32 protein-coding genes and 1 tRNA gene are annotated in these 26,323 nt (G+C 34.4%); 14 read left to right on the top strand and 19 right to left on the bottom strand.

Features of this window, described 5'->3' with window-relative positions; translation table 11 throughout:
* Positions 1 to 92 precede the first annotated feature (92 nt).
* On the bottom strand, positions 93 to 941 hold the full coding sequence (locus BQ9859_RS03605) for a YitT family protein (protein WP_075876910.1): 849 nt from the start codon (positions 939 to 941) through the stop codon (positions 93 to 95).
* Between the two features lie 133 nt (positions 942 to 1,074).
* Between BQ9859_RS03605 and BQ9859_RS03600 the strand changes: the two genes are divergently transcribed.
* The 9 genes from BQ9859_RS03600 to BQ9859_RS03555 all read left to right on the top strand — a co-directional run bounded on the left by BQ9859_RS03600 (position 1,075) and on the right by BQ9859_RS03555 (position 8,279).
* Positions 1,075 to 1,611 carry a hypothetical protein gene (locus tag BQ9859_RS03600; RefSeq protein ID WP_075876909.1) on the top strand — a complete coding sequence of 179 codons (537 nt, stop codon included), beginning with the start codon at positions 1,075 to 1,077 and terminating at the stop codon, positions 1,609 to 1,611.
* Between the two features lie 75 nt (positions 1,612 to 1,686).
* On the top strand, positions 1,687 to 2,424 hold the full coding sequence (locus BQ9859_RS03595) for an amidohydrolase family protein (RefSeq protein ID WP_075876908.1): 738 nt from the start codon (positions 1,687 to 1,689) through the stop codon (positions 2,422 to 2,424).
* Positions 2,425 to 2,919: a PTS sugar transporter subunit IIB gene (locus BQ9859_RS03590; RefSeq protein WP_075876907.1), complete on the top strand. Its 495-nt coding sequence runs from the start codon at positions 2,425 to 2,427 to the stop codon at positions 2,917 to 2,919.
* Positions 2,920 to 2,957: 38 nt separating this feature from the next.
* Entirely contained in the window at positions 2,958 to 4,547 is a 1,590-nt protein-coding gene (locus tag BQ9859_RS12180; protein WP_083662632.1) for a PTS system mannose/fructose/sorbose family transporter subunit IID, read from the top strand.
* 10 nt (positions 4,548 to 4,557) lie between these two features.
* Positions 4,558 to 5,292, top strand: coding sequence for an amidohydrolase family protein (locus BQ9859_RS03575; protein ID WP_075876906.1), 735 nt, complete (start codon positions 4,558 to 4,560; stop codon positions 5,290 to 5,292).
* A 38-nt stretch (positions 5,293 to 5,330) separates the two neighbouring features.
* Positions 5,331 to 6,263: an IF-2B domain-containing protein gene (locus BQ9859_RS03570; RefSeq protein ID WP_075876905.1), complete on the top strand. Its 933-nt coding sequence runs from the start codon at positions 5,331 to 5,333 to the stop codon at positions 6,261 to 6,263.
* Entirely contained in the window at positions 6,256 to 7,068 is an 813-nt protein-coding gene (locus BQ9859_RS03565) for a BtpA/SgcQ family protein (protein ID WP_075876904.1), read from the top strand. Before BQ9859_RS03570 ends, BQ9859_RS03565 begins: the two co-directional genes overlap by 8 nt.
* A gap of 4 nt (positions 7,069 to 7,072) precedes the next feature.
* Positions 7,073 to 7,492, top strand: coding sequence for a PTS sugar transporter subunit IIA (locus BQ9859_RS03560; protein ID WP_075876903.1), 420 nt, complete (start codon positions 7,073 to 7,075; stop codon positions 7,490 to 7,492).
* Between the two features lie 64 nt (positions 7,493 to 7,556).
* Complete coding sequence (locus BQ9859_RS03555; RefSeq protein WP_075876902.1) at positions 7,557 to 8,279, top strand: GntR family transcriptional regulator; 723 nt, start codon at positions 7,557 to 7,559, stop codon at positions 8,277 to 8,279.
* Between the two features lie 325 nt (positions 8,280 to 8,604).
* Here the strand turns inward: BQ9859_RS03555 and BQ9859_RS03550 are convergent, their stop codons facing one another.
* From BQ9859_RS03550 to BQ9859_RS03530, 5 genes are all read right to left on the bottom strand, one after another.
* Positions 8,605 to 9,159 carry a hypothetical protein gene (locus tag BQ9859_RS03550; RefSeq protein WP_235846383.1) on the bottom strand — a complete coding sequence of 185 codons (555 nt, stop codon included), beginning with the start codon at positions 9,157 to 9,159 and terminating at the stop codon, positions 8,605 to 8,607.
* A complete protein-coding gene (bilQ, locus tag BQ9859_RS03545) occupies positions 9,156 to 9,593 on the bottom strand; it encodes a bilirubin utilization transcriptional regulator BilQ (protein ID WP_075876901.1) in 438 nt (145 codons plus the stop codon). Before bilQ ends, BQ9859_RS03550 begins: the two co-directional genes overlap by 4 nt.
* A gap of 101 nt (positions 9,594 to 9,694) precedes the next feature.
* A complete protein-coding gene (locus BQ9859_RS03540; RefSeq protein ID WP_075876900.1) occupies positions 9,695 to 10,426 on the bottom strand; it encodes a YoaK family protein in 732 nt (243 codons plus the stop codon).
* A gap of 118 nt (positions 10,427 to 10,544) precedes the next feature.
* Positions 10,545 to 11,177: a YczE/YyaS/YitT family protein gene (locus BQ9859_RS03535; RefSeq protein ID WP_235846382.1), complete on the bottom strand. Its 633-nt coding sequence runs from the start codon at positions 11,175 to 11,177 to the stop codon at positions 10,545 to 10,547.
* Complete coding sequence (locus tag BQ9859_RS03530; protein ID WP_083662627.1) at positions 11,170 to 11,607, bottom strand: MarR family winged helix-turn-helix transcriptional regulator; 438 nt, start codon at positions 11,605 to 11,607, stop codon at positions 11,170 to 11,172. Before BQ9859_RS03530 ends, BQ9859_RS03535 begins: the two co-directional genes overlap by 8 nt.
* A gap of 150 nt (positions 11,608 to 11,757) precedes the next feature.
* On the opposite strand from BQ9859_RS03530, the gene BQ9859_RS03525 reads away from it, so the two are divergent.
* Entirely contained in the window at positions 11,758 to 12,189 is a 432-nt protein-coding gene (locus tag BQ9859_RS03525) for a GNAT family N-acetyltransferase (protein WP_075876898.1), read from the top strand.
* 114 nt (positions 12,190 to 12,303) lie between these two features.
* Here BQ9859_RS03525 and BQ9859_RS03520 read toward each other — a convergent pair whose 3' ends face one another.
* The 5 genes from BQ9859_RS03520 to BQ9859_RS03505 all read right to left on the bottom strand — a co-directional run bounded on the left by BQ9859_RS03520 (position 12,304) and on the right by BQ9859_RS03505 (position 15,816).
* Positions 12,304 to 12,930, bottom strand: coding sequence for an alpha/beta fold hydrolase (locus BQ9859_RS03520; RefSeq protein WP_075876897.1), 627 nt, complete (start codon positions 12,928 to 12,930; stop codon positions 12,304 to 12,306).
* Between the two features lie 5 nt (positions 12,931 to 12,935).
* Complete coding sequence (locus BQ9859_RS03515) at positions 12,936 to 13,931, bottom strand: helix-turn-helix domain-containing protein (protein WP_075876896.1); 996 nt, start codon at positions 13,929 to 13,931, stop codon at positions 12,936 to 12,938.
* Between the two features lie 100 nt (positions 13,932 to 14,031).
* Positions 14,032 to 14,460 carry a VOC family protein gene (locus tag BQ9859_RS03510; protein ID WP_075876895.1) on the bottom strand — a complete coding sequence of 143 codons (429 nt, stop codon included), beginning with the start codon at positions 14,458 to 14,460 and terminating at the stop codon, positions 14,032 to 14,034.
* On the bottom strand, positions 14,457 to 14,630 hold the full coding sequence (locus BQ9859_RS12580; protein ID WP_202613442.1) for a hypothetical protein: 174 nt from the start codon (positions 14,628 to 14,630) through the stop codon (positions 14,457 to 14,459). Before BQ9859_RS12580 ends, BQ9859_RS03510 begins: the two co-directional genes overlap by 4 nt.
* Positions 14,631 to 14,931: 301 nt before the next feature.
* Complete coding sequence (locus BQ9859_RS03505) at positions 14,932 to 15,816, bottom strand: LysR family transcriptional regulator (protein ID WP_075876894.1); 885 nt, start codon at positions 15,814 to 15,816, stop codon at positions 14,932 to 14,934.
* Positions 15,817 to 15,971: 155 nt separating this feature from the next.
* Between BQ9859_RS03505 and BQ9859_RS03500 the strand changes: the two genes are divergently transcribed.
* Positions 15,972 to 16,652, top strand: a complete 681-nt coding sequence (locus BQ9859_RS03500; protein ID WP_075876893.1) for a DUF6198 family protein — start codon at positions 15,972 to 15,974, stop codon at positions 16,650 to 16,652.
* Positions 16,653 to 16,786: 134 nt separating this feature from the next.
* Here BQ9859_RS03500 and BQ9859_RS12505 read toward each other — a convergent pair whose 3' ends face one another.
* Positions 16,787 to 17,947, bottom strand: coding sequence for a helix-turn-helix domain-containing protein (locus BQ9859_RS12505; protein WP_075876892.1), 1,161 nt, complete (start codon positions 17,945 to 17,947; stop codon positions 16,787 to 16,789).
* Between the two features lie 325 nt (positions 17,948 to 18,272).
* Here BQ9859_RS12505 and BQ9859_RS03490 point away from each other — a divergent pair, with 325 nt between their 5' ends.
* The gene (locus tag BQ9859_RS03490; protein WP_075876891.1) at positions 18,273 to 19,262 is read left to right on the top strand and encodes a Gfo/Idh/MocA family protein; all 990 of its coding nucleotides are present in this window, start codon (positions 18,273 to 18,275) and stop codon (positions 19,260 to 19,262) included.
* Between the two features lie 148 nt (positions 19,263 to 19,410).
* Here the strand turns inward: BQ9859_RS03490 and BQ9859_RS12405 are convergent, their stop codons facing one another.
* The 5 genes from BQ9859_RS12405 to BQ9859_RS03475 form a co-directional block, all read right to left on the bottom strand.
* Entirely contained in the window at positions 19,411 to 19,551 is a 141-nt protein-coding gene (locus tag BQ9859_RS12405) for a hypothetical protein (RefSeq protein WP_154666051.1), read from the bottom strand.
* Between the two features lie 94 nt (positions 19,552 to 19,645).
* Positions 19,646 to 19,816, bottom strand: a complete 171-nt coding sequence (locus BQ9859_RS12285) for a FeoB-associated Cys-rich membrane protein (protein ID WP_143404367.1) — start codon at positions 19,814 to 19,816, stop codon at positions 19,646 to 19,648.
* Positions 19,817 to 19,839: 23 nt separating this feature from the next.
* Positions 19,840 to 22,017, bottom strand: a complete 2,178-nt coding sequence (feoB, locus tag BQ9859_RS03485) for a ferrous iron transport protein B (protein WP_075876890.1) — start codon at positions 22,015 to 22,017, stop codon at positions 19,840 to 19,842.
* 4 nt (positions 22,018 to 22,021) lie between these two features.
* Complete coding sequence (locus tag BQ9859_RS03480; RefSeq protein ID WP_075876889.1) at positions 22,022 to 22,255, bottom strand: FeoA family protein; 234 nt, start codon at positions 22,253 to 22,255, stop codon at positions 22,022 to 22,024.
* Between the two features lie 18 nt (positions 22,256 to 22,273).
* A complete protein-coding gene (locus BQ9859_RS03475; RefSeq protein WP_235846381.1) occupies positions 22,274 to 22,489 on the bottom strand; it encodes a FeoA family protein in 216 nt (71 codons plus the stop codon).
* A gap of 379 nt (positions 22,490 to 22,868) precedes the next feature.
* Here BQ9859_RS03475 and BQ9859_RS03470 point away from each other — a divergent pair.
* Together BQ9859_RS03470 and BQ9859_RS03465 are read left to right on the top strand one after the other, a co-directional pair.
* Positions 22,869 to 22,943 (top strand) — tRNA-Arg (locus BQ9859_RS03470).
* A 343-nt stretch (positions 22,944 to 23,286) separates the two neighbouring features.
* Positions 23,287 to 23,661 (top strand): hypothetical protein, encoded by a 375-nt coding sequence (locus BQ9859_RS03465; RefSeq protein ID WP_075876887.1) that lies wholly within the window; start codon positions 23,287 to 23,289, stop codon positions 23,659 to 23,661.
* 757 nt (positions 23,662 to 24,418) lie between these two features.
* Here BQ9859_RS03465 and BQ9859_RS03460 read toward each other — a convergent pair.
* A complete protein-coding gene (locus tag BQ9859_RS03460) occupies positions 24,419 to 25,282 on the bottom strand; it encodes a nucleotidyl transferase AbiEii/AbiGii toxin family protein (RefSeq protein ID WP_075876886.1) in 864 nt (287 codons plus the stop codon).
* A complete protein-coding gene (locus BQ9859_RS03455) occupies positions 25,266 to 25,862 on the bottom strand; it encodes a type IV toxin-antitoxin system AbiEi family antitoxin domain-containing protein (RefSeq protein ID WP_075876885.1) in 597 nt (198 codons plus the stop codon). The genes BQ9859_RS03460 and BQ9859_RS03455 overlap by 17 nt, the downstream gene beginning before the upstream one ends.
* Positions 25,863 to 26,323 lie beyond the last annotated feature (461 nt).

Here is a 26,323-nt window from a genome sequence, read left to right as displayed (position 1 = left end):
TTGCTAGATAATAAAATAATATTAATTGAATTAACCTATTAATCATTAAAATTAATATATGACTTTAAGGATTCTATAATTAAGGATCCTTTTTATGATAATTTTTCCTGCAAATAATAGCCAACTACATGATAAGCTTTAGCCTCAGAGATAAATACGTTTGGATCGATTGTTTGTACTTGTAGTGTGATGTTTTCAACTTCAAATTGATTACAAATCATAAACAAAATTGTTTTCTGATCTCCAGAGAATACCCCTTTTGCCTTAATTTCAGTTAATCCGTGATTTGCTATTTGAAGAATTAATTCAGATACTTCTTTTGGCTTACTCGTGATGATATGCAGAGAAAATAGTTGATATCTAGTATGAAGATGATTGATGATAAATGTAACAATAAATTGGTAAATAATAGAATAAAAAGAATTTTCAAATCCAAAAGAAAAACCGGCAAGGATCAGAATAATACTATTAAAGATCATGACTTCAGTCCAAGAGGAACGTTGAAACTTTGTAGAAAAAAATATAGCAATAAAATCAGTTCCTCCACTAGATGCATTAGCTTGTAAAGCAAGCCAACAAGAGATTCCGGCAAGAACTCCTCCAAAAATTGATAATAACATAACATCCTTCACTAATTGAAAAGAGGGAAGAATAGCGATGAATATAGATACTAGAAGATACTGCAATATTGAATATAAAATCAGTTTCTTACCAGCTACTTTTAATACTAAAAATGTAGAGAATATGTTTAGAAATAAAAATATTATATTATAAGAAAAAGATAAGTGAAGGTACGTATTTCCTAAATTTGCTAAATACACTGCAACACCCAGAAAACCGGCCGGATATAGATTAGCGGGCTCGACAAAACCTTTTACAGCAAGTGAAGAAAGAAGTGCAGATAAAATGATTAAAAAGATATTTTTTGCTTCTTTTGACATAGATTAACCTCCTCTATTTAAGAAAAGTAAAACATGAATTGCAATAAAAAACAACACGTTAAAGCAAAAAACACAAAACATGATATAACAAGATTAAAAACATGTGATATACTTATGATAGAGGTGATTACTTATGAATGATTATGATATGTTGCAAACCTTTATAGAAGGAAAATCTGTATTTAGTGAAAAATCTTTACCTAAATATATCTCGGCCAACGCAATGTTTTCTATGTTGAAAAAAATGAGAGAAGATGCAGAACAAAAAAAACAAAAAAAGCTAGAACTATTTTGTGCTGCTTATGAACTTGCTTTATTAGAGTCAGATTCACAATTAAAATATATAAAAAAAGATAAAATATGCTTAAATAAAGAAGAATACGAAAAAATACTTGATTTAGTCGAAAAAAGTAAAAAACAATATAAACTATTTGCTTATAAAAACCTATTGATCAGTGCTTTTTTATCAATCATTATCGGTGCGGCATTTTATTTTTTTATGCAATCTTCGTTATGGTTGTCTTTATTTGCCGGAGTACTTGTTTTTCTTGTAGAATTATATGCTGATGGAAAAACTAATGCACCTCGGTATAAGAAAAAATGGATACATTCAGTTGAAAAAGAAATTGATAAAAACTTTTTTATAATAATAACAAAATATTTCCGATAAAAGCATCCATATATTGACAACATGTTATAATAAGTATATCATGTAAGTATAACGAGAAGAAAGGAGAAGGTTACTATGATTATGTATGACGTTCACGGACATATGGGAAAAACAAGTTCTGGTGAACCATATGATGCCCATGCTTTAGTAAAAGATATGGATAAATATGGGATAACCAAAGTTGGAATTAGTAGTTTATCGGGAACAGTAAATCGCGTCCAAAATGATTTGGTTTATGAATGTTATAATCAATATCCAGATCGTATTTTACCATATGCTTTTATTAATCCGAAAGCGCCTGATGCTCATGATGAAATTGATTTATGCTTAGGGGAACGTAAGTACAGAGGTGTGAAGTTTCATTCGTGGAAACATGGATACTATGCAGATAATACACCACAATTAGATGAAATATTAACACACATCGAAAAATACGGAGTACATGTACAGACGCATGTTGGAACGAGTCCATTAAGTACACCATTTGTTTGGATGAGATTAGCAAAAAAACATCCAAAGATCAATTTTCTATTTACACATATGGGATGCAGAGAGTTTGGCTATAGTGTTATTGAAGCTGTAAGAGACATACCTAATATTTATCTAGAAACGTCAGTTATTTATGAAACAGATGTTTTAACGAGAGTAAAGGATTGTGTTGGTGCCAAACGTATCGTGTTTGGAACAGATTGGCCATATAAGTCAGTTGAATGTGAAATTGAAAAAATCTATCATATGGGTTTTACAGATGAAGAATTAGAATATGTTTTTCATAAGAATGCTGCAAAATTATGGAAAGAAGAGGAGGATTAAATGAATATTAATGTATGTCGTATTGATGATCGATTGATTCATGGACAAATTGTAACAAAATGGATCAAAGAAGCCAATGCAAAGATGATATTAGTTGCTGATGACAAAGCAGCAGGGGATAAAATGTTACAAACTATTTTAAAATTAGCTGTCCCTTCAGGTATTTCTTTGGAGATTTTGAATAAGGAAAGTACAATCAAAAGAATTATGGAAGACAATACTAATACTAATGTTTTAATGCTTGTAAGAAACCCAAAAGAGGCGAATGCTTTAGTGGAAATGGGATTGAAAGTCCCAAAAATTATTGTAGGTAATATTAGTAATTCAAAATCAAAAGTAGGACGAACACAATTGTTAGACTATATTTATGTGGAACCAGATGATGTAGAAGCTCTAAAGGCATTACATGAGAAAGGTATTGTTTTGGAAGTAAAAGCAGTTCCAGAAGAACGGGCAAAGGATCCAATGGAATTGATTGCAAAAAAAATTGGATAATATTTGGATAATAAAAAGATAGAAAAAGGAGGTAAAATATGAGTTTATTTCTACAAGCTTTATTAACATCTATCATTGTATGGATTGGTTTTTTGGATAAAGCTTTCTTGCATACATTCTTCTACCGACCTATTGTTATTGGTCCGATGGTTGGACTTGTATTTGGAGATTTAGGGACAGGTTTGGAAGTTGGAGCAGCTGTTGAACTAATGTTTCTTGCTGTAATATTCGTTGGAACGGCTATACCACCTGATGAAACAGTATCTGCTGGCTTAGCAGCTGCGTTGGCTTGTGCGACAGGTAGCGTTGAAGTTGGAATTGCTACAGCATTGCCTATTTCATTCGTAGGTCAGATATTCCGTCAGACCCGTAATTCTACGATATATGAATTTACGCAAAGACAGGTTGATAAAGCAGCAGCAGAGGCGAATCCAAAGAAAGTAGTATTGTGGACATCAATTATTCCTTCAATATTTGAATATTTATTCTTTGGTCTTCCTGTATTTGTTGGTGTATATTTTGGTGCTTCTTATGTACAGTCGTTTATCGATTTTATTCCTAGTTGGTTAATTGATGGTATCGCTGCTGGTACCGGATTATTAGGGGCAGTCGGTGTCGCATTGCTGTTAGGAAGCGTAAAAGATAAAAGTTCTTGGCCTTATTTCATCGTTGGATTTATTTTTGCATCGTATTTAGGCGTAAACATGATTGGTGTAGCACTAGTTGCGATTGTTTGTGTTGCAATGAATTATTATGGTGACAAGAAAAAAATGGATGCGGATACGGTTGAAAATGTGGATGAAGAAGCCAGAAGTTATAGTGTGGTGACAAAGAAAGATCTCTGGAGAACATTCCGATATGCGTTGGCTATTGAAAGTGGAAATAGTACTACTCGACAGGAGGCTGATGGTTTTTTACAAGGTATGATTCCTGTTTTAGATAAAGTATATGAAGATAAAGATGAAAGAGCAGAAGCATATCAGAGACATTGTGAATTATTTTTGACGGAAGGACGTATGGCTTCTTTCTGTATAGGTATATCGTGTGCAATGGAAGAAAGAAATGCAAAAGTAGGCGATATAGATGTTGATTCAATTAATTCAATTAAAGTTGCTTTGATGGGACCATTAGCAGGTGTTGGAGATTCATTGATTCATGGTACATTAAGACCTATTATGGCGGGATTGGCATGTTCCATGGCTGCAGCTAGTAATTATACAAGTGCGATTGGGCCAATTTTATTCTTGGTTGTAATGACAGTTGTTGGTATGACGGTGCGTTATTTAGGTATTTTTAAAGGATATGAAGGTGGTTTAGCATTAGTATCTAATTTGCAACAAGGTGGAATGTTGGATCGCTTGACCAAATATGCAGGAATTGCTGCATTTACAGTTTGCGGTGGCTTTATTTCATCATTGGTTTATGTTACTTTAAACGTCTCTTATACACAAGGAGAAACTGTTGTTGCCTTACAAGAAGTGTTGGATGGATTAATGCCAAATTTGATTCCACTACTTTATACTCTCTTGATGTATTACTTAATTGATAAAAAGAAAGCAAATATTATTTTATTGATGGTATTTACAATCTGTTTAGGTATTCTTGGTGTTTTAGCAGGAATCTTGTAAGGAGATAATTATGATTATTGATTTTCATGCTCACGTAGATCGTGATCCAATTACAAAAAAGTATCATGTAGAAGAATTGCTTCAGGATATGAAAGAAAATGGTATCGAAAAGCGTGTGATATCTACTTTCTTTGGATCTTCTATTGCTTCTGCAAATGATAAAATTATAGAGTTAGTGCGACAGTATCCAGAGCGATTAATAGGTTGTGCAGTGATTAATCCAAAGTTAGATGATGCAGTAGATGAAGTAAAGAGAGTATCTAAATTTTCCGAAATTCGTATGATTGAATTTAATTCTTTGGAACATGGATACCGACCTGAAAAATTCGCTTATAATATTTGCCCTATTTTGAAAGTCTGTGAAGAAAGGCATTTGGTTGTTAAAATGTTTACTGGACAAGGTTTCTATACCATGCCAGAGCAATGGGTATATTACACAAAACAGTTTTCAAATGTAAGATTTGTAATTGAACATTTGGGTGGATCTGATTATGCGTATGGAACTGTAGATCTATGCAAAGAAAAAGAAAATGAAAATTTGATGTTAGAAACGTCTTATGAAACGGAGATACCATCATTAAATAGAGCATTCTCAGAATTATCAGCTGATCGTTTCTTGTATGGCTCTAATTATCCTTCTAATTTTACTAAATTATCTATTATGAAGTTTAATACATTAAACCTTTCTGACGAGTTTAAAAATAAAATGTTTTATGAGAATGCAAAAAAAATATTAAATATTTAGGAGAGCATTCGCTCTCCTTTCGTGTAAAGGAGGTCAAAATGGATACAAAAATGGTAAGAAACCATGTTCCTGCTGTTTGTTTACAAGATTTTGATGATATTGTGACAGGACGTTCATTAGGTGCAAGCAACCATATCCGCATGATTTCTAATATGTTTAGAGAAACCGCTAAGGTGTACCCCATTGATAAAGCAAAAGAGATCATTAAGGAAATTGGAGATTTTTTTAAAGAAACTCGCGGAAACTCAAGTTATGCAATAATAACTGCTTTAAATCGAATTCAAAAGTTAATCGATCGTGGAGTAGAAACAGAATTTGACAAACGCGTTTCTTTAGCTATTGATCAGTACTTTCTAAATTCGGATGAAGATATAGCGCGAATTTTAAAATATACTGACCGTTTATTAAAAAATATTCAAACGATCATGATTTATGACTATTCCAGTACAGTCGAAAAAGCAGTAGCTCACTGTTCACATTTATTAAAAGTGTATATTCCGGAAAGCCGTGTTATTAATGGAGGGTACCCCTTTGTAAAGAAAATTGTTGAGGCAGGGCATCAAGTACACTTTATACCAGACGCTTCCATGCTTTCAGTTTTAAATGAAGTAGAAATGGCTTTCATTGGAGCAGAGACCTTTTATCCAGATGGAACAGCATTTAATACGATTGGTTCAGATATATTAGCAGAGCTTTGTTCATCTCATAATATTCCGTATTATGTTTTGACTCCGTTGTTAAAAAATGATATGCGTGCTCTGTATGGAATTTATAAACCTGTTTTAAAGAAGAATTTGAGTGAAACTATGGCAAAAGAATGGCCTGATGAATTAAAAGAGAAAGTAAGTTTCACCTCTATAGAATTAGTTGGTGTACAGCCAAAATTTATAACTGGATATGTCACTGAAAAAGGAATATTGAGACCAACAGATTTGATGAAGTTTGTGTATGAGGAGGATGCAGATGTTTAAAAAAGAAAATTATCCATTAGCCTTTGTGATGATTCAGCCCTCAGCGATGCCAGGTAGTTATTTAAATGAAGGTGAATCATTTGAAAGTATTACGGATAATGTTTTGAAAGAAGCAGAGATGATTGTTCAAATGGGATTTGATGGATTCATATTGCAAAATATGCATGATGGACCGATTGCGCAACAGGCTAGACCTGAAACTATTGCTTATATGACTTATCTTTCTGCTAAACTAAAGGAACTTTATCCTGATAAAATTTTAGGTATTTTGGTGAATTGGGATGGGGTAGCTTCTTTGGTGGTCGCAGCAGCAACCAAGGCAGATTTTGTTCGTGTCGAGCATTTGTATACAGGGGTTAGTGTGGACACAACAGGTTTTATGTTTGGACAATGTGATAAAATACTATCTATGAAAAAAAGATTAGGAAGTAAAATCCCTGTATTTGCAGATGTACAAGAAGTCAATGCAAATTATTTATGTCCTGATCCTAAACCGTTGGCAGCAAAAAGAATCGTTAAAAGTGCATTTGCGGATGGCATATTCATGAGTGGAAAAAATGCCGAAGAGAGTTTGTATTATGTTCAAGAAACTAGAAAACTTTTACCTGATGTACCAATATTTTTAGGTGGAGGTGCAACAGGTGAAAATGTCGGAGAACTTCTAAAATACTATGATGGTGTATCTGTAGCAACATGGATAAAAGATGGAGATATGCGTAATCCAATAAACCCTGAAAAAGCTAAACAATTTTTAGATGCATGCAAGCAGGCTAAAAAATGGAGATTACAGCAGGAAAAGGAGTAAAAGTATGTTTGGTGTGATTGTATGTACCCATTCTACATTAGCAGAAGGCTTAAAAAATGCTATTGATATGATTGTAGGGCCACAAGAAGATTTTGATGTTTTTTGCTTTATGAATGGGGATGATGTGGAAGAATTGTCAGGAAGATTAAATAAGGCAGTTGATGACTATATAGATAGGAATATTCCTTGCTGTATTATGGTTGATCTGTTTGCAGCAACACCATTTAATGCATCATTAGCAATTTCTATTCAAAAAGGGATTGACGTAATTACTGGTGTTAATTTACCATTATTATTAGAGGTACTATTAAGTCGTACAACGCTTGATTCAAAAGATATTCATGGATTTTTGGAAAAATCATTAAACAGTGTAAAAGAATCTATGAAAGTTTATAACGGTATAGAATTAGAAAGTGAAGGATAAAGGGTACTCTGTTGTTGACCATTATTGCAAATAAGGTCTGATTTGTAATGAGGGAGGTACTGTTATGACAAAACAAAAGCCTTTATATCAAACAATCTATGAAGAACTGTATCATAAAATTTCTTCATCTACCTATGAAGTTGGGAGTTATCTCCCTTCAGAGTCCGAATTGCAGAAGGCGTATGGAGTTTCGCGGATTACTGTGCGAAGAGTGTTAACAGATTTAGAGCAAGACGGATATATAAAAAAAATTAAAGGAAAAGGTTCTGTTGTTTTGCCAAAGAAAAAGTATTCTGATTTATACGAATTAACTGGGTTTAGTGAAGACGCAAAGCGCAATGGCTGCAAACCATCTTCAATTATTTTGAAAAGTGAGATGAGACCAGCTTCTGTAACAGTGGCTGAGTTTCTTCAAATTGAACCAGAAGAAGACGTATTTTATTTAGAAAGGCTTCGTTTGTTAAATGGTCGAATATCAGGTATTTTTATTACCTATATATCGACAAGGTTTCATTTACCTTTAGAAGCGGATCAATTTGACGCAGATACTTCATTATATGATTTTTATGAAAAAAATAATGTGCATTTAGGTGATGCCAGTGAAACTATAGAAGCAATAATGACAACGCCAGAAATTAGAAAATCAATGTTTTTAGATAAAGATGAACCTATTTTTTATCGAGAACGGATTACCTATAATGATATTAATCTCCCAATAGAATATTCTAAAAATTATTATCGAGCAAATGAATACAAATATGTTGTTAGAATGCATCGGGATCGTTAATGTCAAAATATAGAAAAATGTCAAGAAATCCTACTAATGTAGATAAAGTAACTTATTTAGTTTTGTTAAATCTACAGAGGTAGGATTTTATTATTAGATGTATGAATATTAAAAAAATTATGAGCCCACATAAGAGATTAGATCTTATTTTAATAATTTGATTGATGACCGTAGTAAAATGTTTAATAAGGTATCAAATTGATATTATATAGGCAAATAGAAAAGTAATATTTTATATTAAAATAAGCCATCAACATTAGGATAATATGATGGCTAGTTTAGATTCTTAAATTATTTACCATATAGTTTATAAGGAGCATTCATTTTATTCTATTCTTTTATAAATAATTGGTTCGTCAAAGCCAAAGGTACGTTTTCCATTTACTTCCATTGTTTCGCTGACTTCTAAACGATCTGTTGAAAAACGTTCAAATAAGGTGAATTTTACTACAGGAGAGAACATGCTGATGCTGCCTCCTTCCCACACATCTCCTTTTTTTGTATAAAGGGCTGGGGTGAATTTGTTAGATGGATGTAGATCATCATAACTAAGTTGGTGAAGACTCTCGTAGGTAAAGTTAGTTTTATCATATTCGTTTGGCAATTCATAAGAAGTTAACAGAATACCATCTTCCTCTTCTGTAAAAAGAAATAAATGAGGGCTGGCGTGGGTAGAACCGTTATTTGTATAATAGCTTTCTTCCACCATAAATATGCCGGTAAAATTTGCAGGCAGATTTTTTATTTTATCATTACATGCAGTATTTACATGCCGTGCATAAGGAAAATCCAATTGCATAGATTTCTTTTCTTCATATTGCTGTATATTATCAAATTGACCAGTTAATACTTGCATAAATTCTTTTAATTGATTCATCATAAATTACCTCCTTTATCATGGCTCGTTTGATGAACTAAATTATGCAGTTGATCGAGCAATTGCTGTCTTTGTTCTATCGTAAGATGAGATAATATTTGTTCATCCCATTCATAAAATAAATCACGGCTGCTCTCGACCACTTTTTTTCCTTGTTCAGTTAGTTCTAAGACATTTGCGCGCCGATCATTTTCATTCTTTTTTTGAATGATCAGATTTTTTTCGATCAGTTTCGATAATGTACGATTTAACTGTCCGGCATCAAAACGCAAATAAGAACTAATTTCCTTAGGTGCACATTTTTTCTTCTTACTAATATAAATTAAAATAAATAATTGTCCGTTGGTTACACCTAACTGAGCTACTCGATCGCTACAGTAAGATATAAAATATTTACGGAGAACAGCAATGTAAAAAGCAAGCGATTCTTTGTGCAAAATACCACCTCCATTAGTTGACAAAATCAAGTATATAGTTATTAGTTGATTTTGTCAACTAATAACTATATAAAAAGAAAAGCCGAATCATCGGCTTTCTATTAATGACCAAGCGGTTTCTTTTCTAATTTTTCTTTTTCCAGATAAAGATCGGCATATAATAGTTTGATTAGAATGAAGGCAAAGGGAATTAATGTTAACCAGATGGCTTTTCCTAATAGGATATGACAGAAATAAGCGCCAATCATGGCTCCGCATATGAAACAAATCAGCATCTTGGAATGTTGGAATAATTTTTTCCGGTGTGTTTTATTTTCTGTATGGAGATGGCGTACTTCTTTTGCCAGTCCAACGCCGATCTGACGTATATGATTGGTAGCGAATGTCGTTGCCATTGGTGTTCCTTCTGCTTGACGAAATGTATTATATTGCATAGAAGCAATAAAGTTGATCGCTACTTGGGAAATTTGAACAGGCGCAGATTCAGGAAGAAATCCTAAAAAGATGACTACAATGATTTCTAATAAGATTAGTAGTGTATCCCATCGAATTGCCAATGAGTGTTTGATCGGATTTGGCAATATCTCAGAGATAAAAGCACCTAGCAAGTATGCCGTGATAGGAATCAAATAATAAACCCCTTCAGAAATCTTGCCCGATCCAAAAGCAATTCCCATCAGTACGATATTTCCTGTTTGAGCATTGCAGAAAATATTGCCTCTTAAGACATAAGTGTAGGCACCGAAATAACCGGCAATACAGATTAGGATGTAAAAGACCCATTTTCTTTCACAAGTTAGAAATTGATCAGTATTTGTACTTGCTTTCTTCATTTGTAGTCTCCCCTTTATATGTGATTGCAAAGAGTAATGCATTCAAATCCATTTTAGTTTCTTTTCTGTGAATGTCAAATAAAAGTCTTTGTATATAGATAAATCTAAGACTATAGAATTACTGGTGTTTGGAAGGAAATAAGATACGGGTAACTTGTTTGGAAGTGAGACCGACAAATACTGCTGCTGCAGCAGTTCCTTCACGTACTCCCTCGATATTGTGTAGAGCAAAAAGTGAAATGAGAACCGCTAAGATGACCAGTGTACAGTCAAATCCAATTTTGGTTTGCGGAAATGGTCGATGAAATGCTTGGCAGACAGCTAAGACCAAACCTTCACCGGCAAGAGGGACCAATCGTGCATTGACTTCTAAACTGACACCGATACCAACAAATAAGATACCAATTATACAGTAAAGAATGGAGATGAAATAATTGTTTGCCTGTAATGGAGAAATTGCCCATACAGCAAAGTCAGTCATGTAACCAAATAAAAAGGCAATGGGAAGCTGCGCGAGTTGAAGCAGCTGGTAATGTTTTCTTAATAATACGATCTGCAATGTAATTAAGACACAATGCATTGCAATTGTTGCGGTTCCTACTGTTAAAGGGGAAATAAGGCTGATGACATAAGGCAGACTGGATATAGGTGAAGTTCCCAATGCTGCTTTTATTGAAAAAGCTACACCAAATGCCATGATAAAAAGACCGAAACAAAGAATCAAAATACGTTTGATAAGTGAATTAGTCAACGCTGCCACATCCTTTCTGATCATTGATAGATTGACAAAATTTTGTTAATAAACGTTTTAGCTCATCAATTTCCTCTTGTGACATATGTTTGCTGGCTTCTTTTTCACAAGAAGAAAAAATAGTATTCATTTGTATTGCTGCATCCATTCCTTTTTGGGTGAGCTTGACATATAAGGAACGGCGGTCACCTTCACGGTTAAATCGAGAAATAAGACCTTCCTGTTCCATGCGTAAAAGAATGGTTCCCACTGTTGCTTGTTCAATTTCACAATGTTCTGCAATCGCTTTTTGATTGTTTTCGCCGTGTAAAAATAAACATTCCAACACTTTGGGCTGACCGGGTGAAAGCGATATCGAAGCTGCGTTATATAATATTTTTTTATTCAACATCGTATGTGCTTTCATCAATAAATAATGTAACGAATACATTGTATTCACCTCCATATAATAAGTATTCTTATTATAACAATACTTATTTTAATCCGATGTTTTGATCTGTCAAGAACAGAAATAGATGAATTGGAATGACTTGTCTTAGATGACACTTGGATATATAATCTATAAAAAAGGAGAACCAATATGCTTATTCAAGAAGCCAGAGGGAAAGATGCTGCAGAAATTCATGATCTATATAAAGAAGTGATGCAGTATGATTATCCGATCGATGAAATGGAGAAGATGATCGAATTCGTATATCAGGATTTGGATAACTATGTGTTCATTGCAAAAGAACAGAATAAGATCGTTGGGGTAATGGAGATTGTCATAAAGTACAGTATTCATAAACCTTCTTATCTGATCATCAACTGTTTGGCAGTAGCTATGCATTATCAAGGAAAAGGAGTTGGCACACGGCTGGTACAGTATGTGGATCATTTTGCAAAGCAGCGCGGATTAGGGAGCATACAAGTAGGGTCGCAGTTTAAAAGACTGCAGGCACATCATTTTTATAAAAAGAATGGATTTCAAGAAATAAAAGAACATAAGATATTTCAAAAATCATGTCAATAAAAAAGAGCTGTTGTATGTTGATGTACAGATGCTATCTGTCAAAACATCCAGCTCTTTTTTTGTTCAGCGTTTGCTTTTTATTCATGTAAATCATCTGTAAAATGTATCATAGTGTTAAGCAAGTGATTGATAAAACTGCTGAAGGACTTCTGCTAATTGTTGTGGATCTTCTTCATTTACGATATGACCTATGCCTGGAAAAAACTTATATTCTGTTTGTTTGATATGCTCTTGAAAATAACAAAGAGAATGCATGCTGGTTTTATCCTTTTCACCGCATAAAAGCAAAGTGGGACAGGCTATTAGATGCAGTTTTGTGCGGAAATTGAAATCCTTGAGAGATTTCCCCAATGTCAATGTTTGTCTTTTATTAAATGCCATTTGTTGAAAGAAGGATGGCGGCAGTAAGGAAAAAATCAGCTTTTGAAAATAAAATTGAAACGTTGGAATCTGATGAGGTGTTGCAATTATCACAAGACTCTTGACTTTATCCGGATGTTCAATGGTATAATTCAGTGCTAAAATGCCGCCATGAGAAAGATTGCATAAATGGAAAGGGGAGGGAAGAAACGAACAGTAGTTAGAAAACGCATGATAAATATTAGGATAAGCGGCCGGCTTTTCCGCTAATAAATCTGCTAAGGAAGGAAATAAAAAATCTTCTTTATTTTCTATATAAGATAACATTTTATTCCAGCTGTCCGCTTTTTGGCCAGATCCGTGAATCAATACTTTTTTCATATCACTTATTTTTTCTTTTTGTCAAAACATTGCGCAATAACAATCACGCCTGGAAAGAGGACAGCGGCGATCACCCAGATGATCCAGCCATCTTTCCATTCTTTTGTCGGCAGGGTGACTGCTAAGAAAATGGCAGTTGTGGTCAACCAGTAGACGGTAGTAATGACAGTAATGATAGGACTTTTCTCTTTTTTTGCTTTTGTATAGTCGCCTTCTTGCAGCAATTTTTCATAAGTTGCCCAAATGACACCGACTTTTATGAATAAGATGACCGCAATACCGACAATAACAAAGGCGAGACATAAAAGCAGAACCAGTAATACTGCATTAGTCTGATCAAACATTGCACCGGAGAAAAATGGAATCATTGCTAAAATGCAAAGAGTTACCCCTATAATATTATTTTTTGTATAAGTCGAATGAAATTGCTCTTTTTTTTCTTTGACCATTCCAGTCACGCCATATTCAGTTTCGAAAACTTCTTTTTCTAAATACTCATAAGGTGCGCTTTTACTGTGACTGTAAATAAAGATAGCTACGGCAATGGCAACTAAAATCAAAAGTATGATCAGACCGATCATGCCCGCTGTATTTTCACTGATAGCAAATTGTTTTGATTCACTGAGGCTGCCTAATAAAAGCAAGCAGATGGGGGAAATGATACAGAGAAATACACCATAGGCAATCATATGTGCAGTTTCTTGTTTCACTTTAATAAATTGGTTGGCTTCTTCGATCGTGACCTTTCGGATAGCAGTTTCTTCTGTTGCTTGTATTGGTTGAGCTATTTCTTCCATATCTTCTAATTCGTCTTTTAAAAGATAATCCGTGCTTACCCCAAATAATTGAGAAAGGCGAATGATCTTATCCAAATCGGGAATGGATTGTGCACTTTCCCATTTAGATACAGATTGGCGGGATACATTCATCTGTGCAGCCAGCTCTTCTTGTGACCAACCCGCTTTCTTGCGTAATCGTATAAGTTTATCTGCAAAAATCATAATTTATCCTCCTGCTAGTTTACGATGAAATCATACCATTTGAACAAGTTGCATGCTATCAATACAGCTTTTCAATATGTCAACTGGCGGTTGCGATTCTTTAAAGTGTATATTGACCAGTGATTTCTATCACATTTCCATCAGGGTCAAGAACGTTAAAATAGTAGTAAGGATGAAAAATATTTATATACATGATTTCAGACATCTCGCCGATCTGTAATTGCTGGATGCGTTTGTATTCTTTCTTTAGATCCTGTACTACAAAGTTCAATATCATGCAGTTATTCTGTTTGTTTTCTTTACTGCATAACTGGTGTAGGTAAGCTTGATTGAACTGAATTGCAGCCTTCTTTTCTTTTATCAGCTCAATATCATATTTTTCATTGTAAAGAGCGAGTTGATTTCCGCAATCAAATGCAGCCCATCGATCATCATTCATATAGAGAGGCTCTTGTTGCAAGAGCTGTTTATAAAAATTCAGAGATCGTTGCATATCCTTTACACAAATATACGTTGTTGCTAATTTCATTTTCTTACCTCTCTTTTTTTGTTCACAAGAAAACCATACAGGATCAACAAGATGCCGATGATGGCAAATGGAATATAAATACTGTCAGGGATCGGATACAGGAATCGATGAAAACAGGTTAATAAAACATAGATTAGTATGCCGGTACGGATAAACCAATTATTGATCATAACAGCCTCCTTTTTTTGTAAAGCAGTCGTTTTCATTCACTATAACGCTGTTAACCACTTTGTATTGCAACATGATCTATAAGATAGAGATAGGAACAGCCTACAGACTCGTTGCTTATTTATAATGCGAAAATGATCTTTGTTTTATCATTATCTTTTTGTTCAGCAAATTAATGTTGAAAACATCTCTTTTTGAGAGAAGACCGCTTTTGATTGTCAGATAATAAATCGTATTTAGGAGATAAGAAAGTAAATATGTAATTTATATTATAATATAATAGATTATTTATATGATTCCTTTTTATTGCGGGAATTTATTGTTTAGAACAAACTGACAAAATTGATGAACAGCCGGAGGCAGACAGATATTGTTGTCATACACCATGAATAATTCTCGTTCACAAGCAGGAGAATTGATCTGCAGGATCTTAAGGTCAAGTTTCAACAGAAGATCCATATAAGGAACGACTGCAATACCAAATCCCTGCGCAACTAATCCGGCAATGACCTGATCTTCTTCTGTTTCATAGGCAATATGAGGTTCTATTCCAATCTGATCAAACATCTGTTCTACTACTGACCGCATGCCGGAACTTTCATCAAAGAAAATTTGAGGATAAGGGGCTGTCTGAGCTAAGTCAATGGAATGGTTTGAAGATAGCGGATGGTCTTTAGGGACGATTAAAACAAGATCTTGTTTTTGTACCGGAACTGCAGTGAGATTTAATTTAGCAGGTGGTTTTGAGCAAAATACTAGATCGAATTTTTTGGCAATTAATCCCTCTAACAGGTTTTGGGTCACTCCGGTATGAAAGGTAAATTGAATATCGGATCCAACATTTGCATTTAAAAAATCAGCAGCCAACTTTGGAACAAATTCTACACCTAATGTGCGCAGAAATCCCAATCGGATCAAACCTTCTCCCCGGGCACTGCGCTGAATGGAAGCAATTCCTGCATCTAATGTAGATAATGTCTGTTCAGCACAAACTAGAAATTCTTCGCCAAAACGGGTGAGGGTGGTCTTACGTCCGCTCTTTTCAAAAAGAGGAAGCCCTAATTCCTTTTCCATTTGCGAAATAGCATGACTCAAACTGGGCTGGGCAATACATAGTTTTTCGGCTGCTTTTGTATAATGCTGCATATGTGCTAATGTTACGAAGTAACGTAAATAATATAAATTCATTCTATATATCTCCTAATATACCCTTATTATACAGTAAACGATAGATTCAATCTATTATTTCATAAAAAATATTGATTTGCTTATCAGATGTGTTCTGCTTACACTTGAATATGTTATTTATAGTATGAAATGAGCCATTAGGGGGAAATCAATAGATGGAAGAAAAATGTATGGATGGAGAGAAACGTATTTTAAGAGGGGAACTTGCATTGGTCATTGCGGTTATGATCAACAGCTTTGGAGTCGTATTGATGTTATATTCCGGATCTGGGATATCTGCTATTTCCAGTGTACCCTTTGCATTTTCCCAGGTACTTCCGAGACTTTCGCTGGGTACATGGACTTATCTATTTCAAGGGTTGTTAGTCTTAAGTTTGATGCTGCTGCAAAAAAGATTTATTCCACAGTATCTGTTTAGTTTTGTCGTGGGATTCGCATTTGGTGAATTATTAGACATCTATGAGTCATGGATTTACATTTTACCGACCACCTTATGGATGAGAGTCATATATTTTATCATCAGTTATCTGCTGATCAGTTTTGGCATTGCCTTGTCCAATCGCTGCGGTTTGCCGATCATTCCTACTGATTTATTCCCACGGGAACTATCAAAGATCATAAGTGTAACTTATTCCAAAATAAAAATTTCTTTTGATGTGACTTGCTTAGCTGTTACTGCTGTATTAACGTTTGTTTTTTTAGGGTATTTAGATGGCCTTGGCATTGGTACGATCTTAGCAGCATTCACCATGGGAAAGGCTGTTGGCATGATGGGAGAAAGTATGGATCGCCATGTTCAATTTATATCTTTCTTATCTAAAAATAGCATCGATTAGATTTATCATTTAAAACAGAATGTTGTTAAGCAATCAGCAAGCTCTCATATAAGTATGTTAAAAATAGAAAAAGGTTGCAGGGAAATTAAATAAAAAGGAAGCGATGATAGCTTCCATGAAATGAACAAATATATTTATTTTGTATATAAGCGAAGTATGTTTGAAATAAATGTAGTGTCTTTGATCCTCTGATCTACATACTTATTAAAATTTTGAAGATCGATCGTATCGTTCGTTAAAAGATCTTTAAAATGGGGATCATTATTTTCAATTGCTTCACGCGTGACAGAATAAGTGCTGCCGCTGAAATTAAATCGGATATAGTTTAGATTATCTATCAAAGCAAAGGATGTAATGGAATTATATACGAGAGCTTTTTGTATATACATATTTTCATTATTGTACCTGTCAGTATGATGATAATCGATAATGATACCATTGTTTTCGGAATCAATCTCAAATACGAATCCATATTCAGACAGAGGCAGATTTTCTATCAGTTGTCCTGTATTGCTGTTATTGCCAACATATTTGTTTTGATACTGTAAGAGATTTTGTATCCCGCTTTTCTCTAGATTAAAGGGACTTGCCGGAACCGTATCTATTGTATATTGTTTTTCACGATCGATAAGATAATATTCATTTGGAGTATCAGCATTGATTCGATAAACATTGTAAAAAGGATTTTGATATTCGATTCGTTTTGAATCATTATAAATCGCAGTTACTTTATATCGATACGTAGGCGGCTGTTTCAGTTGTATGACCCGTATATAATCGATTATGAAAAACAGAGAGAGAATTAGAAAAAATACAGCAGCGGAAGCGGCTCCTTTTTTCCAATATGACGTAAACGGCAGTTCTCTATAAATCCCGGACACGATCAATAAGAGTCCAATGAGTGAATATATTTGTCCCCAGCTGTTTTCTGATGGCAATACCGCAAAGGCAAAGATACAGATAAAGATACCGCTGCCAATGAGAAAGGCAGATATTTTTTTATGTTCGTGATTGATTTTTTTCTTTGTGTAATCAATGGTCGTTTTGATATTTTGTTCGGAATATTCAATCATTTTTTCCTTTTCAATATATTCACCTGCTAAAAGTTCATTTAAAGATATTCCTAATTCCTTGCTAAGTGGCTCAAGCAAGGACAGGTCCGGCATATAATTGCCGTTTTCCCATCGAGATATGGTTTTATTGCTTACTCCTAATTTTTCTCCTAATTGTTCTTGTGTTAACCCTTTTTTCTTTCGATTTAGTGCAATGAATTTTCCTATTTTTTTGCTGTCCATAATTTTTCTCCTTTATGAGCAAATCGTATTTCTTTTCTTTGTGATTGTACACCTCACAAATAGCGAATTTCTATTTTAAGTACAGATTTCATGAAATCATAGCGATACGTATATTATCATATGAAAAATACAAAAAGAGAATATCACGAGAGAATAAAATAGTATCATTTTTTTGAAAAATGAAATGGGAAATATCATGGAATTATAGTTGCTTGTCCGACAGTGTGAATATACACGAAACATATAAGCAAAATAGGGATAAGGATTCATTTCAATATAAAATATGGTATATTGAAAGAAAGATATAAGGACAGGAGGTAAAAATATGTTAACTGTCGCAACAATTGGTACCAATTTTATCGTAGATGCTTTCTTGAGTGCTGTTGAAGCAAATGAAGGTATTCAGTGTGTGGCTATGTACACGCGAAAAAAGGAGCATGCACTTTCTTTAGCAGAAAAATTTCATATATCGACCATCTACACAGATTTAGATGCCATGTTAGAAGATCCTGCAATCGATATCGTGTATATTGCATCTCCAAATTCGCTGCATTACATTTATGCAAAACAAATTTTAAATAAGGGTAAACATGTCATTTGTGAAAAGCCTTTTACGTCAAATGTCAAACAATGTGAAGAACTGTTTGCATTAGCAGAGAAAAAACATCGCTTCATCTTTGAGGCGATTATTACAGCACATGCACCTAACTATCTGAAAATCAAAGAAGCATTGCCTCAGTTAGGAGAAATTAAGCTGGTTCACTCTAATTTTTCACAGTATTCCAGCCGCTATGATGCGTATGTCAATGGTGAAAATCCGAATGTTTTTAATCCTGCTTTTTCAGGAGGAGCGCTTGCAGATATCGGTATCTACTGCCTGCATTTTATCGTTGGTTTGTTTGGTAAACCAGAAAAGGTACAGTATTATCCAAATATTGGACCAAATGGAATTGATACAAGCGGAACTGCCATTTTGCAATATACAACGTTTGTCGCTTCATTTACATGTGCAAAAGATTGCAACAGTGAGTTGATTACGCAGATTCAGGGAACGAAAGGTACGTTTTCTGTTCACTCGCAGCCAAGCATTGTCGGTCAATTTACTTATCACGATATAAAAACCAAACAAAGCGAAGATTGCTCAGTTGAACAAAGCAGCTACAGTCTTTATCATGAAATTCACGATTTTGTTAAGATCATTGCAAATAATGATATGGAAGAATATCGTCAATTGAAAGAAGAAACTCGTCTGGTGATGCAAGTATTTGAACAGGTAAGGAAAAGTGCAGGCATTCGCTATGGCGATGATGCATAAACAAAAGAATAGTATTCTTTGCAAAAATCAGTGTCATGATTGATATAAAAAGAACCGGAGTCTTGATCAAGATCATCAAATACTCCGGTTCTTTTGGCAGGATTTTTAAATAGTTGATTATTCAGTTATACGGATTACAATATAATACTTATTGTTTTGGATGCTTTTTGCAATGACAGTGACCGCTGCCGCAGCAGCCGTTGCCTTTCAAGTGCCGAATGGCTTGTATGAATGCAAAGCCAAGCAAAAGGATGACGATCAAGAGAATGCATATATCTATCGGCTGCATAGAAACCGCTCCTTTCTATTTTTATCAGTTGTATGATGACAGGAATCAGGAGGAGGAAATAAAACATAGAATCAAGCACATTGCCCATATTCTTTCATCTGTATTTTTGCTGGTCAGATTGGCAGCTGCTGCATCCGCAATGGCTGCATCCGCTGCATCCCATGATCTTTCCCATGCGAGCCGCAAATTTTGCGTTTTTTCTCTGTCTCCATAGAAGATAAATGCAGTAACTAATGACAGCAGCTACAATCAATATATCACTCATAGGATATTCTCCTTTCGTGTTGTTTATTCTCTGACTGCTCTAGGAGCAAATTGCTTTTGATGCTTATATGGATCTGGACGAAACAGCATATATAGCATTCCAAGCAATAACACAAGGGCGATCAAGCTCCATATACCAAATGTTCCTCCCATCAATAAAGAACCGATTTGGTAGACAATCAAACAGATTGCATAAGCAAATAAATTTTGGAATAGAATAGCAAACCAGAACCATTTTTTAGATTGCATCTGCTGGGCCATGGTTGCAATAGCTGCTAGACATGGAGAATCGAGTAGATTAAATAATAAGAAGGAGAAAGCGGCTAAAGATGAGGAGAACCAAGCAGCAACCGCTGGTGCAACGATGACTGGCTGTTCTGCCAGATCCTCAGAAACATTTGCCAATACGCCCATCGTAGATACGATAGCTTCTTTGGCAGTGAAACCGGATAATGAAGCTGCTACAGGCTGCCATTCTCCAAATCCAAGAGGAGCAAAAATAGGAGCAATCGTTGTGCCGATGGCAGCCAATAAGCTGTCGGCACTATCTTCTACCATGCCGAAGCTGCCGTCCGTAAAACCAAAGCCGGACAAAAACCACATGACGACACATGCCAGGAACAGAATGGTTCCTGCTTTGATAATAAAACCTTTTAATCGTTCCCATACATGGAATAAAACAGTTTTTAATGACGGAATGTGATATTGTGGTAGTTCCATAACGAATGGGGCCGGCTTTCCTGCAAAAGGTTTTGTTTTCTTCAGCATGATAGCAGATAATAAAACAGCCAGGATGCCTATAAAATACATTAATGGGGCAATCCATCCGCCAGCTTCATAACTTCCGGTCGTAATATAACTGGTCATGACACCTCCCATCAGTGCAATCACAGGTAATTTTGCACCACATGGAATGAAGGTTGCTGTCATGATAGTTAACCGGCGATCGTTTTCTTGCTCAATGGTCTTGGAAGCCATGATACCTGGAATCCCGCATCCGGAAGAAATTAACAATGGGATAAAACTTTTTCCGGATAAACCAAAATGACGGAAAACACGGTCCATTACAAACGCAATACGTACCATGTAACCACAATCTTCCAAAATGGAAAGAAACAGGAATAAGATTGCCATTTGCGGAACAAACCCCAATACAGCGCCAACGCCACCGATGATACCGTTTACGACAAGGGACTGAATAATCGAACTTGTTCCTAATGTACTTAACCATTCACCTACTGTTGTCTGGATCATGACCACAAACTCATCATTTGTCCAGTCAGTTACCATCGTTCCAACCGTAGTAACGGAAATATAATAGACAACGAACATGACCGCAATAAAAATCGGAATACCTAAAATGCGGTTGGTGACGATACGGTCAATTCGATCAGACACGCTCATCTCATTTTTTGCTTTTTTTACAGCTTGTTTAACAATCTCTTGAATATAACGATACCGTTCATCTGTAATGATGCTTTCCATATCATTATCTGCTTCTTCTTCAAGTGCTTTTCTTTCTTTTTCTAAAGTTGCATTCAATTGAGAAGATATTTCAAGCTTTTCGAATACTTTTTGATCTCTTTCTAATAACTTGATGGCAAACCAGCGCTTTTTTTCTTTTTCAATCACGGAAGGCAGCAGGTCCTCAACTTTTGTAATTGCCGTTTCCAGATGTGAAGAAAAAATACCATGCTGTGTTCTTTTTTTATTTTCTTCCGCCAGTTTTATAGCTGTTTCCATCAGTTGATCTAAACCTTGTCCTTTTAAAGCCGATGTCTCTACGACAGGTACATGCAATAATGAAGCTAAACTGTTTTTATCAATATGGATATTTCTCTTTTCTAACAAGTCTGCCATGTTCAATGCTATGACAACAGGGATACCCATTTCCATCAATTGTGTACTCAAATACAGATTCCGCTCTATATTTGTCGCGTCAACCAAATTGATGATGACATCCGGCTGCTCATGTAATAAATAATCACGACTTACTACTTCTTCCAATGTATAAGGAGATAAAGAGTAAATACCGGGCAGATCGACGACCGTAATATCTTTATTCTTTTTCCACTTACCTTCTTTTTTTTCTACGGTTACGCCAGGCCAGTTTCCAACATACTGATTCGCTCCGGTCATTTGATTAAACATTGTTGTTTTACCGCAGTTTGGATTTCCTGCAAATGCAAATCTCATATGCATTTTTTCACCTTCCTTCTACAATGCTGACAAGTACACTGTCTGCATCCTGTTTTCTTACGGATAATTCATATCCGCGAACGGTTAATTCAATAGGATCACCTAATGGTGCATATTTACGCACATATAACTGTGTCCCTTTTGTGATCCCCATATCCATGATCCGTCGACGAAAAGCTCCGTCACCTTCGATTTTGGTAACAATTACGGTGCTTCCAACAACTGCTTCTCCTAAAGTCATATCGATAGCTCCTTTCTGTCATTCGCTGATTAGAATACATTTTGCCATCTCCTTGTTAATGGCAATACGTGTATTTCGAATATTTATGATCATATTTCCGCTGATCATAGACAAGACGATGATTTTTGTACCAGTTAAAAATCCTAGATTTTCTAAAAACCGTTTTGTTTCTTCGTTTCCATTCACTTTTTGAATCGTGCTTTCTTCTCCGATTTTTGCAAAAATCAGTGGCATCATTTTCATCCCCTCTCTTCTTCTACAATCGATTGTTATGGTGCGTAGTTAGCATAGCACAACTTTACAAACAGGTCAATAGAGTGACGTTAGCATATGCTAACGAATGAGTTGCTTTTCTATCTTTTTATTATCTATAAGTTTTTTTGACTTCTCACTTATCCTTGGCTATAATATATCTGTTTGAATGGACATAATTAAGATAAATGGAATGTCCTTTGTGAAGCATTTTGTCAAACCATCATTCAGATTGATCAGCCAATTATTTTATTCGTCTGCTTATTAAATATTGTTTATTTCATTGCTTAGGTGATTATCATATGAAATATTGACAATACTTTATAAAGAGAACATATTGATATCCTATAACATAATATCTGCCTTCTTAGTTAAATGGATATAACGAGCCCCTCCTAAGGGCTAATTGAGGGTTCGATTCCCCCAGAGGGCGCCATAGAGAAATACCGAAATAGTCGATAAATAAAGGCTATTTCGGTTTTTTGCTTCTTGGGGAGGAATCGGAAATTAGGGCGATTTTTGGGTGGCAACGGGTGGCAAGAGGCAAAAAAAGTGGCAAAATAACTAAGAACTTCAAGGTGTTAGTTATTTTGAGGGTGGGTGGCAGCATTTTTAGTGTTTTGCCACCCAACCAAAAAATAAGACATCAATTTTTGTCACCCAATCTTTCCAAAAAAAAACACCGATTAATTAAATGACAGCAGGGTATTATAGGGACATGAGATCGCATACTACTAAAATCTGTTATTAGTATTTATAATATTCCTGGGGTGGAAATTATGAGCATGTATAATATTATGGCAGCTATAAAAAACGAGGCTGATATGAATAGTATCAGCTACTACTATGAGATAGATAGTATAAGGTTTTCTAGAAAACGATCGGGAATATTTTCTATTGATCCTCCAGTGTTTAAAAAACTTCCTTGTGAAATTAAAGACTATAAAGGCTTTGTTATACAAAAGAATCTTGATTATGAAATAAGATTAATTAGACCTTGTGAAAATCCTTTTAATTTGGATGGACGTGTAGATTTATTTGGAATCATTATTGCAGGGTGCATTATCCACGATTATCAACAAAATGGTGTTATACCGAGAAAATTTTTTCATGTGTCAAATGATATATACAAAAATGATTGGCTCATACAATAAATCTTTTGGGAAAAGGGGAGTTTAAAGTAAATAAACATATAGAGGAGGTAATAAAGATGGTCTCGATATTAAAACTATATGTTTATTTGAGAATTGCAGGTTTAACACTTTATGATGCTTTAATGGTCATTGATCTTTATGAAGCATCAAAGAGTGAAGAATTACAATAACTTTAATAGTTTACAGTAAAAAGTACTCAAGTTTCTTCGATGTAAAACGAGGATCTTGAGTATTTTTTCAAAAACACCTTACGTTTTTGCTTCTCTGTCCATACAAGTGAAGGGAGTAATTTTTAAAACCTTCAGTTGTTATTTGAAAAGTGCATATTCCAGATCATCAAGACATTCTTTTATTGGTGAGCTATCTTAGCAGGTACGCCAAGATATTAAATGATGGAGCGAGAACTCCTGCTATAAATATAAGATCACAACTTGTATCGGCAATGACCCAATAAAAGGATAATGATACTTCTCTACAGAGCTGGCGGTGAAATCTGTAGAAGTGAGATTTCCATGAAGATAGAACCTTTCTGCTTAATAGTTTTCCAAGCCGGTGCGATTTGAACAAATACTGCAAATGAGTATCCTAAGCCAATTAACGATGATTGGTTGTAGCCATATCACGATATGGCTAATGTTGAAAGTAAACAAGAAAGTACTGAAGATTTTAGACGATAATGATGTCACAATGAGATCTTTAATTATTTCTTTTTCTACTTGACTAGGGATATATAAGTGTTGATTTGTGCCTTTATAATTTATTTGTTAATTAATTCCGATGTTATACTAACAAAAAATTCTTTAGACCAAATATTCAATAAATCAGTGTTTTTAATGAACGGGGTAATATCTTTTTTTGCTTCTTCAAAATCAATCTCATTAAAACGCTGAACGATCATTCTCTTTACATCCTCTAAGCAAATTTCAGTATTTGAATCGATAAAATTAGAATCAATCAATTTTTCTCTCAAATGAGGCAGATTAAATTTTGTTTTTCGTGCCAGATAAAAAACATAGTCATATAAATCGCGGCCTTTTACTCTCGATTTCCAAGAACGACAAATAATGGCGTGAATCTTACCGGAAAATAAAGATGATTCGTCATATAGTTTTACACTATACGGTATTGGTAATAATTTATATTTTACCTCATATGTCGCAAAATCCGCCGGCATAGTGTCAATTTCAAATTTTATTTTAACTTTTTCGTTTTTATTAATTCCTTGTACTAAATCATCGGGATAAAACAATAAAAAATGTTCAATTGTGTCCCCCTTTAAAAAAGCGGATTGTATATTAGAATCTTTTGTTTTTGCTTTTAATTCAATTTCAACATTTAATCCAAATGATTTTATGGTTTCTTTTAAAATAGGAAAATACCGTGTCAAATCAAATTCCTTATTTTTAGCTAATAGCGAAAAATCCAAATCTTCGGAAAAACGATCTAAACCATAGAATATTCTTAAAGCTGTACCCCCATAAAATGCTGCATCTTTGAAAAAACCTGCTTTACTAAGTCCGCATAAAACAATTTCTTGCATAACTTCTTTTATGGCATTTCTTTTATCTTCGTTGTTTTTAGTATGATATTCTTCTATCATTTGTTCAAGAATTGTTTTCACAGTAATCACCAATCACTTTCTTTAATATTTTAAGATTTGTACTATGATATAAATCACATAACGTAGATAAAGTTTCAAAATTTAAAGTTTTAAAGACATTTTCTTCTATTCTTAAATCATTAAATAATAAATCATACATACTCTTTTTATTATTCATTGGTTTAAGTGTATATAACTTATCACACAAAGCTTTTTCAGGGGTTGCAATTACATAAGAATAATTGCCCTCGTGAATAATATTCAGTTCGTATGGATAAGCTTTTGGCGGTACATCGCGATATGTAAAAGTGCCTAATGCATTTGTATACTGTTTCTTCTTTTTCTTATTGTATGTAGCACTTGTATAAGTGTATACTGTTTCAGGTATCATGTCATAATAAGCTAATGCATAATCAAATGATAAATAAGATGGAGAATAAATGGCATTCGCTACTAAATAACCGGGGGTATTTAACTCTGACACATATAAATTTTTAGTAAGTTTGATAATTTCACCATTATCGCTCATTCTTTTTATTTTTATATCTGGTGCTTTATATGGACTTAATGAGTTTCTCAATATTTCATAAGTAACTATCATATTATCACCTCTCACTTACATTATATGTTAGTATTCGGTGAAAATCAATGCTTTTATAGAGAAGAGGTGCCTGTTCGTGTTTAGACTGAAAACACTGTATTCTTTACTGGATCACATCTCAAATCCATATGTTGTGAGGAAACAAAAGCTTAAAGAAATGATCCATGGTGTAGAGACTAAGAATCTTAAAGATCGTTCAGCTATGATTATGGAACAGCAATTCTAGAATTTGCTGAGTTCTTTAATGTATCTTTGACCTCTGCCAAGATTACAGCAATTGAATTAGTGTTCACAAAAGCGATAGGGAAATGTAATTTGTCGATGGATAGAGAATACCGCCATTTTCTTTTAATGATCTTGAGATCGTAAAAACAAAACATTCTTGATCGATACTAGGATGTCCTGATGCTGTCGATTAATTATCCCGCTTTAAAAGATGATTTAAATAGTGGTCGATTTAT

The organism is Merdibacter massiliensis, assembly GCF_900155395.1.
In the GTDB taxonomy this organism is placed as follows: domain Bacteria; phylum Bacillota_I; class Bacilli_A; order Erysipelotrichales; family Erysipelotrichaceae; genus Merdibacter; species Merdibacter massiliensis.
The sequence above is the reverse complement of the archived record's forward strand: the minus strand, read 5'-3'. Positions and strand labels throughout refer to the sequence as shown.

Bases quoted from the DNA above. Each gene is read 5' to 3' on its own strand.
- BQ9859_RS03565 (WP_075876904.1), top strand. From the start codon at position 6,256: ATGTTTAAAAAAGAAAATTATCCATTAGCCTTTGTGATGATTCAGCCC.
- BQ9859_RS12285 (WP_143404367.1), bottom strand. From the start codon at position 19,816: ATGAGTGATATATTGATTGTAGCTGCTGTCATTAGTTACTGCATTTAT.
- BQ9859_RS03510 (WP_075876895.1), bottom strand. From the start codon at position 14,460: ATGAAATTAGCAACAACGTATATTTGTGTAAAGGATATGCAACGATCT.
- feoB (WP_075876890.1), bottom strand. From the start codon at position 22,017: ATGCATATGAGATTTGCATTTGCAGGAAATCCAAACTGCGGTAAAACA.
- BQ9859_RS03605 (WP_075876910.1), bottom strand. From the start codon at position 941: ATGTCAAAAGAAGCAAAAAATATCTTTTTAATCATTTTATCTGCACTT.
- BQ9859_RS12505 (WP_075876892.1), bottom strand. From the start codon at position 17,947: ATGGACAGCAAAAAAATAGGAAAATTCATTGCACTAAATCGAAAGAAA.
- BQ9859_RS03500 (WP_075876893.1), top strand. From the start codon at position 15,972: ATGGAAGAAAAATGTATGGATGGAGAGAAACGTATTTTAAGAGGGGAA.
- BQ9859_RS03520 (WP_075876897.1), bottom strand. From the start codon at position 12,930: ATGAAAAAAGTATTGATTCACGGATCTGGCCAAAAAGCGGACAGCTGG.
- BQ9859_RS03540 (WP_075876900.1), bottom strand. From the start codon at position 10,426: ATGAAGAAAGCAAGTACAAATACTGATCAATTTCTAACTTGTGAAAGA.
- BQ9859_RS12405 (WP_154666051.1), bottom strand. From the start codon at position 19,551: ATGCAGCCGATAGATATATGCATTCTCTTGATCGTCATCCTTTTGCTT.
- BQ9859_RS03555 (WP_075876902.1), top strand. From the start codon at position 7,557: ATGACAAAACAAAAGCCTTTATATCAAACAATCTATGAAGAACTGTAT.
- BQ9859_RS03505 (WP_075876894.1), bottom strand. From the start codon at position 15,816: ATGAATTTATATTATTTACGTTACTTCGTAACATTAGCACATATGCAG.
- BQ9859_RS03575 (WP_075876906.1), top strand. From the start codon at position 4,558: ATGATTATTGATTTTCATGCTCACGTAGATCGTGATCCAATTACAAAA.
- BQ9859_RS03550 (WP_235846383.1), bottom strand. From the start codon at position 9,159: ATGATGAATCAATTAAAAGAATTTATGCAAGTATTAACTGGTCAATTT.
- BQ9859_RS03530 (WP_083662627.1), bottom strand. From the start codon at position 11,607: ATGTATTCGTTACATTATTTATTGATGAAAGCACATACGATGTTGAAT.
- BQ9859_RS03560 (WP_075876903.1), top strand. From the start codon at position 7,073: ATGTTTGGTGTGATTGTATGTACCCATTCTACATTAGCAGAAGGCTTA.
- BQ9859_RS03465 (WP_075876887.1), top strand. From the start codon at position 23,287: ATGAGCATGTATAATATTATGGCAGCTATAAAAAACGAGGCTGATATG.
- BQ9859_RS03590 (WP_075876907.1), top strand. From the start codon at position 2,425: ATGAATATTAATGTATGTCGTATTGATGATCGATTGATTCATGGACAA.
- BQ9859_RS12180 (WP_083662632.1), top strand. From the start codon at position 2,958: ATGAGTTTATTTCTACAAGCTTTATTAACATCTATCATTGTATGGATT.
- BQ9859_RS03490 (WP_075876891.1), top strand. From the start codon at position 18,273: ATGTTAACTGTCGCAACAATTGGTACCAATTTTATCGTAGATGCTTTC.
- BQ9859_RS03475 (WP_235846381.1), bottom strand. From the start codon at position 22,489: ATGCCACTGATTTTTGCAAAAATCGGAGAAGAAAGCACGATTCAAAAA.
- BQ9859_RS03455 (WP_075876885.1), bottom strand. From the start codon at position 25,862: ATGATAGTTACTTATGAAATATTGAGAAACTCATTAAGTCCATATAAA.
- BQ9859_RS03515 (WP_075876896.1), bottom strand. From the start codon at position 13,931: ATGATTTTTGCAGATAAACTTATACGATTACGCAAGAAAGCGGGTTGG.
- BQ9859_RS12580 (WP_202613442.1), bottom strand. From the start codon at position 14,630: ATGATCAATAATTGGTTTATCCGTACCGGCATACTAATCTATGTTTTA.
- BQ9859_RS03480 (WP_075876889.1), bottom strand. From the start codon at position 22,255: ATGACTTTAGGAGAAGCAGTTGTTGGAAGCACCGTAATTGTTACCAAA.
- BQ9859_RS03570 (WP_075876905.1), top strand. From the start codon at position 5,331: ATGGATACAAAAATGGTAAGAAACCATGTTCCTGCTGTTTGTTTACAA.
- BQ9859_RS03600 (WP_075876909.1), top strand. From the start codon at position 1,075: ATGAATGATTATGATATGTTGCAAACCTTTATAGAAGGAAAATCTGTA.
- BQ9859_RS03595 (WP_075876908.1), top strand. From the start codon at position 1,687: ATGATTATGTATGACGTTCACGGACATATGGGAAAAACAAGTTCTGGT.
- BQ9859_RS03525 (WP_075876898.1), top strand. From the start codon at position 11,758: ATGCTTATTCAAGAAGCCAGAGGGAAAGATGCTGCAGAAATTCATGAT.